This window comes from Streptomyces sp. a15 (assembly GCF_059026085.1).
Window position 1 is genome coordinate 1 of record NZ_JBWLKM010000179.1, and the last position, 5,490, is coordinate 5,490.

5 protein-coding genes are annotated in these 5,490 nt (G+C 63.7%); all 5 read right to left on the reverse strand.

Translation table 11 applies throughout. From position 1 onward, the window contains the following. Nucleotides 1-52 precede the first annotated feature (52 nt). The 5 genes from AC5P09_RS51115 to AC5P09_RS51135 all read right to left on the reverse strand — a co-directional run bounded on the left by AC5P09_RS51115 (nucleotide 53) and on the right by AC5P09_RS51135 (nucleotide 5,229). Nucleotides 53-268, reverse strand: coding sequence for an MbtH family protein (locus AC5P09_RS51115; protein ID WP_249954425.1), 216 nt, complete (start codon nucleotides 266-268; stop codon nucleotides 53-55). Nucleotides 269-285: 17 nt separating this feature from the next. Continuing rightward, nucleotides 286-1,290: an ArsR family transcriptional regulator gene (locus AC5P09_RS51120; protein WP_493880498.1), complete on the reverse strand. Its 1,005-nt coding sequence runs from the start codon at nucleotides 1,288-1,290 to the stop codon at nucleotides 286-288. A 461-nt stretch (nucleotides 1,291-1,751) separates the two neighbouring features. Then, entirely contained in the window at nucleotides 1,752-2,912 is a 1,161-nt protein-coding gene (mppP, locus tag AC5P09_RS51125) for an enduracididine biosynthesis enzyme MppP (protein WP_493880499.1), read from the reverse strand. 214 nt (nucleotides 2,913-3,126) lie between these two features. Next, nucleotides 3,127-4,152 carry a guanitoxin biosynthesis L-enduracididine beta-hydroxylase GntD gene (gene gntD, locus AC5P09_RS51130; RefSeq protein ID WP_493880500.1) on the reverse strand — a complete coding sequence of 342 codons (1,026 nt, stop codon included), beginning with the start codon at nucleotides 4,150-4,152 and terminating at the stop codon, nucleotides 3,127-3,129. A gap of 252 nt (nucleotides 4,153-4,404) precedes the next feature. Further along, nucleotides 4,405-5,229, reverse strand: a complete 825-nt coding sequence (locus AC5P09_RS51135) for an IS5 family transposase (RefSeq protein ID WP_493880501.1) — start codon at nucleotides 5,227-5,229, stop codon at nucleotides 4,405-4,407. Nucleotides 5,230-5,490 lie beyond the last annotated feature (261 nt).

Sequence of the window (5,490 nt, forward strand, 5' to 3'; positions counted from 1 at the left end):
CCTTAGGAAGGGGAGCCGGGGCAACCCCGCCTACTCGAACGCCGCCCGGCTGCTATGCCTCTCCCATTGCCCGCGCCAGGCTGCGCGGTCTCATGTCGGTCCAGTGGGTGTTGACGTACGCGACCGCAGAGGGCCGGTCGGCCGCAGGGAGGGCAACGGACCAGCCCTGGGGGACCTCGGCGAATTCCGGCCAGAGGGAGTGCTGACCCTCTTCGTTGATAAGTACCAGATATTTTCCGTCGGGGTCGTCAAAGGGATTCGAACTCATCAAGGCGCTCCTCATCTTTAGTGTTCAGTCGATCTGGTGACAGCCATCGAACAGCCGACTGTCTCCGCTGAGCCGGGCGTGTGCTCATGCGTAGTCGGATCACACGGAATCCGGCTGAGTCGCCTCCCGCCACTGGGAGGGTGGCTTGGTCGGGTTCCTCTGGTGGCCGGATTTTCCGGAAGGAACCCGCTGCTGTGGAGCAGGGCCGCGCCCAGCGGAGTGAGGGCATGGAGTGCCGTGTTGCGGTTGCGCGCTGTAGTGATCAGACCCGACCTGCACAGTATGGCGGTGTGTTTGCTGGCGCCGGCCAGCGATATACCGAGCCGGTCGGCGAGTTCGCTGGTGAAACAGCCTTCTGCCAGTTCCGCCAGAGCGGCGGCGCGCGTGTGCCCCACCAGAGCGCCCAGGGCTTCGACGTTGCGGTCCTCGCCATTGCCGGTGTCGCCTCTGGAAGAAGTGACCGGGAAAGCAATGGCGTGCATGGCTTGTGGCTGCCTGGCTTCCAGGAACAGACAGGTCTGGCCGGAGAGGAAGTACGAGGGGACCAGGAGCAGCCCGCTGCCGCGCAGGTGGACGTCTTGCGTGGGGTGGTCCCGCAGCTCCAGAACCGGCGAGTGCCAGCGCACCTTGGGGTGCATGGACCCCAATAGGCGATCGACGCCGTGTGCGATGGCTACCCGGCCCCAGTTGTCGCGAGCACCGTCGAGCTGACGACGGATGTCGTCCCATTGTGGCAACACGGATATCTCGCACAGATCGAGGAGTACCCGGGACTGCTCCCGATTATTTCCGAAGGGTTCGGATCCGGTCGTGGGTGCACCGGGTGCGAAGGCTTCGGGGAAATGCAACGCAACTTCGGAAACCGTGCGGAACTTCCGGGAAAGGGTAGCGATGCGGTGTGCTTCGCCTCCTAGGGCTGCGCGCACGGAGTGGCGCCATTTATGAAAAAAGGCGTCGCCATTGTGTCCGTAAAGGTAAAGCGCTAGGGCGCTCTCTGCTAGTGGCCCCAGGGTGGCTGCCATCTTTGTGTTCGCTATGCCTGTGACTGTGAAGTGAATCCTCAACACTGTATCCCCCGTTACTTATGGCAGATCTAACGAATTGCGTTAATCAAGTAAATTTCCCTTGCGCAGAGTCTCTCCATATGTGAAGACGTATCCTCTGCCTACATCCAACGGGGTCAAGGAGTAAAAATCTTCACTCAAAGTGTCATGGATGTGAAGTTGGCCGGATCCTGACCACACTGGCGAAAATTCGACATCGCTCACCTCCGAGGCGACCAGACGCGCAAGGGGTGCGCTGTCCGAAGCGGATTCAGATGATTCCCATTGTACGGGCAGCAAGCCCGGTTCGATGTATCCGGGGCCAAGGTCCAGCACCCCCGTCGGGGCGACCTCCTGCACGACCCCGGGATGCCAATGCCGCATGTGCGAGAGGGAGTCCACGGGGCCGTGCGGGAGGGCCGGATCTTCAATGGCCGGCATCAGAGAGGAGTCAGCACATCGCGCAGCGCGCGCACCGACCTGGTCAGAGGGTCGGTCGCTCTGGCGAGGGCGATCCGGAGCGTACGGTCGCCGCGTTCGTGATCAGCCCAGTAGAAGGGGCGGCAGGGCAGGGCGTATATGTGGTGCTCGCGCAGTGCCTCCCAGACTTGCGTTCCGGTGAGGTGCTCGATGTAGACGCGCTCCACGCTGGCCCGGCTGTCGGGGTCGGGCACGCTTACACCGGGGAGGCCCGCCAAGCCGTTTCGTACGAACGAACGTTGTGTGGCGATGAACTTGTGCAGGTCGGTGAGCCCGCCGTCGGCCGCGTCTTCGGCGAAGCGTCGCACCATCGCGAGGATCAGCGGGGAGACACCCAGCAGGATGTCTGAGTAGATCTTCTCGACCGGTAGACCGAGATTCTCCGAGTGGACCAGCATGCCGACCTTCAAATCGAGGGTCGGCCACAGTTTTCCGGTGTCCTCGATGACGACCCAGCGCGCTCCGCTTGCGTTGAGAACTTCATAGTGGTCGTACTGGGCGCGTAGGTCGAAACCTCGGAAGGAGGTGTCTAGGGCGAGTACCACCCCGTGCTTCGCGCATTGCTCCGCCAGACGGCTCAGGCGCTCGCGAAACAGGGCAGTGCCGGTCGGGTTGTTGGGGGTGGTCACGAAGACGCAGCCCACGGAGGCCAGCAGGGCGGTGTCCAGGTCCTGACCGTGCAGCGGGTCCTCCTCCACAGGCACCAGCTTCAGGCCATTGCCGCGCAGCAGATCGGCGATATTGTCGAAAGTGGGGTGTACCAGGGCCACGGTGTCGGTCACGGAGGCCAGTGCACGGGAGACGATCTCCATGGCCACTGACGACGAGTAGCAGCTCAGGACGCGCCCGGGTGCGGAGGGGTATCCATGCTGGCCGAGCGCACCGAAGAATGCCGCGTGCGCCTCCTGTTCGATCTCCTCGACCGGGCGTTTCTCGCCCTCTTCGAAAAGCATTGGGAAATCATTGACGATCTTGGCCTGGCTTTCGGTGAGCGGTTGCCGGGCATGACCATCTGTCAAATTGAACTCACTGTTCAGAGCTAGGAATTCGAGTTGCGTGAGGTTGTCCGGGGAGTAGTCCTCGTGGGGTTCGGGGATGTTGCTTTGGGGCGTTCCGGGCACAGGTCTGCCTCTCTGGGATGTCTGGCTCTCGGTGGCTGGAGAAAGTTCACGGCACAGGGGTGGAAAGCTCACGCCCTGGCTGTACAGCGGGGTGAGGGGTTCTGCCACCTGGTTGCAGAACGAGGTGCCAAGGGTGAGTCCGGCCGGTGCCGCCGCAGTGCTGTTCGGAACGGCGGTGGTCCAGCTGGTTCGACGCGCCGTCGCTGCGGTTCCGTCAGTAGATGACGCGGCTACCGGGGGCCAGCCGGGCTTCGCGTGACTTGCGCAGGTCTCGCGCGATGTTGAGTCGCCGGATCCAGCGGTCCGTGCCGTCGAGGCGGGGCTGGAAGGGCTTGCGACCGTGCACGACACGATAGTTGTCGATCAGTACGATGTCGCCTGGGGTGAGGACGACTCCGGACATCGCCTCGTCGATGGCGGACGTCATGCTTGCCAGGGCCCGCTCCTCTTCCTCGCCCTGGACCCCCTGCATGTAGTGCGGATCGATCCTGATGTACGGGGCGTCCGGGTCGCCGAAAAGGACAGCTACCGGTTCCGGCGACTCCAGAGCCAGTTCGACGCGCTCCTTGCTGCGGCGTCGGAGTTCGGCTATCCGTGGATCGGCTTCGGCGCCGGCCCCGCCGCAGATCCGGTGGGCGTCGTCCGGCAGGATGTGGAAGCGCTCCTCGGAGAGGAGTCGGCGTACTTTGTCATCCAGCTCGACCTGGGCTATGTCGCATGTGGTTGTCTCCACCCCGTCTGGGTTGCGCAGACACATGAGGCCCAGGTAGTCGGTGCGCAGCGGATGGAAGGCGTCCTCGGTGTGCCAGGTGAGGGTCTCCTCGCTGCCCCAGCCGATCTGTTCCCGCTGGAAGCCCTCCACCGGATAGACGCTGTGCATGAGGGAGCCCTCCTGCTGGGTGGCCCAGCCAATGGGCTCGCCGAGCAGGTTGGCGATCAAGTAGAACGCGATGTCCTCACGCAGCGAGGGCGAGGGCGTCGTACCGTGTCGGCGTTCGGCGGGCGTAGGACCCAGTGCCCCGTCGTCCACAGAGAGCCCGCTGACAAGCAGGATGCCGGAACGTTCCTGGGTGCGGTGGTCGTGCAAGGCCTTCCGCAGTCGGCGCGGAAGTTCGTCCGCGTGCAGTCTGCTCTCGGCCTGGAACTCCATGTCCTCGACGCTTTCGTAACGCCGGGCCAGCACGTCGACCAGTTCGTCGATGGCGGAGACGTCGGATTCCTGAAGGTGGAACGTCTGCATGTCACGTCCTCCCGCTAGGGCACCTTCCTCGGCCGGTGCCTTGCCCTGCGGTGTAGCTTCCTGTGCTGCTGTGCCTTCGTGGATCTGTGTTCTTACGGTTGGTGCCGCCATGGAGCATCCCCGCGATGCCGATTACTCCCGGCTTCGCTTCTGAGACGTTGAAGATCCTCACGCAACCGAGGGGGAGGGATCCATGACCTTTACTTCTTGGCTAAGTGAGCGTTTGATTTTCGGTTGTCTGTTTCATTTGGCTTAGCTCTCACGCCAGTTGTGGGTGGATTCGTGGGTGAGGCGGCGGGTCATGAGGTTGATGGCGGCGAGTTGGATCATGGCTGCCGATCGGTGGGGGTGGGTTTCGTAGTCGCGGGCCAGGCGGCGGTGGTGCATGAGCCAGCCGAGGGTGCGTTCGATGACCCAGCGGCGGGGTTGGACGTGGAAGCCGCGGGTGGTGGGGTCGCGTTGGACGATCTCGAGGTCGATGCCGTGGTGGGCGGCGTGTTCGACGGCTTTGGTCTTGTAGCCGTTGTCGGCCCAGGCTTTGGTGATGGTGGGGTGGTGTGCGGCGATGTCGGCGAGGAGGTGGGTGCCGGCGGCGGAGTCGTGGACGCTGGCGGCGGTGACGGTGACGGCCAGGAGAAGGCCGAGGGTGTCGGTGACGATGTGCCGTTTGCGTCCGATGATCTTCTTGGCCGGGTCGATGCCTTGGCTGGTCAGAGGGACGGTGGCGGAGGTTTTGATGCTCTGGCTGTCGATCAGGCAGGCGCTGGGCTCGCTGGTGTGGCCTTCGGCCTGGCGGACTTTGCCGCGTAGCAGGCCGGTGAGCTGGTCGAAGATGCCGTCGGCTTCCCAGCGGGCGAAGTAGCCGTAGACGGTCTGGTGGGGTGGGAAGTCGTGGGGTAGGTAGCGCCAGGGTATGCCGGTGCGGTCGACGTAGAGGATGGCGTTCATCAGGGCGCGCAGGTCGTGGGTGGGTTTGCGGATGCCGTTGCGGGCCTGGCGCCATGCTTCGAGGGTGGGGCGGATGAGTTCCCAGCGGGCGTCGGACAGGTCGCTGGGATAGGGCCGTGAGGACTGCATGCTGTCTGCGTACGCGGCGGCTGCCGGCCTGAGCAGGGCGTGTGCGGGGGTGCCGGGTGCACTGGGGCGCGAGTTTTTAACTCGGTGCGAACCGGTAGGCCTCTAAATGAGGCAGGAGCTCTTGTAAGGAATCCGGCGTATTACTGCTCTGCTGATTGCCGCAGAAGTCGCGTTTCCGGCGAATCGCTTCGTTGAGCGCTCGATCTGGCTCCTGAAATTCGGGACCAACCGACCAATGCCAGAATCAAACGCTCACTAAGA

Bases quoted from the DNA above. Each gene is read 5' to 3' on its own strand.
- AC5P09_RS51115 (WP_249954425.1), bottom strand. From the start codon at position 268: ATGAGTTCGAATCCCTTTGACGACCCCGACGGAAAATATCTGGTACTT.
- AC5P09_RS51120 (WP_493880498.1), bottom strand. From the start codon at position 1,290: ATGGCAGCCACCCTGGGGCCACTAGCAGAGAGCGCCCTAGCGCTTTAC.
- gntD (WP_493880500.1), bottom strand. From the start codon at position 4,152: ATGCAGACGTTCCACCTTCAGGAATCCGACGTCTCCGCCATCGACGAA.
- AC5P09_RS51135 (WP_493880501.1), bottom strand. From the start codon at position 5,229: ATGCAGTCCTCACGGCCCTATCCCAGCGACCTGTCCGACGCCCGCTGG.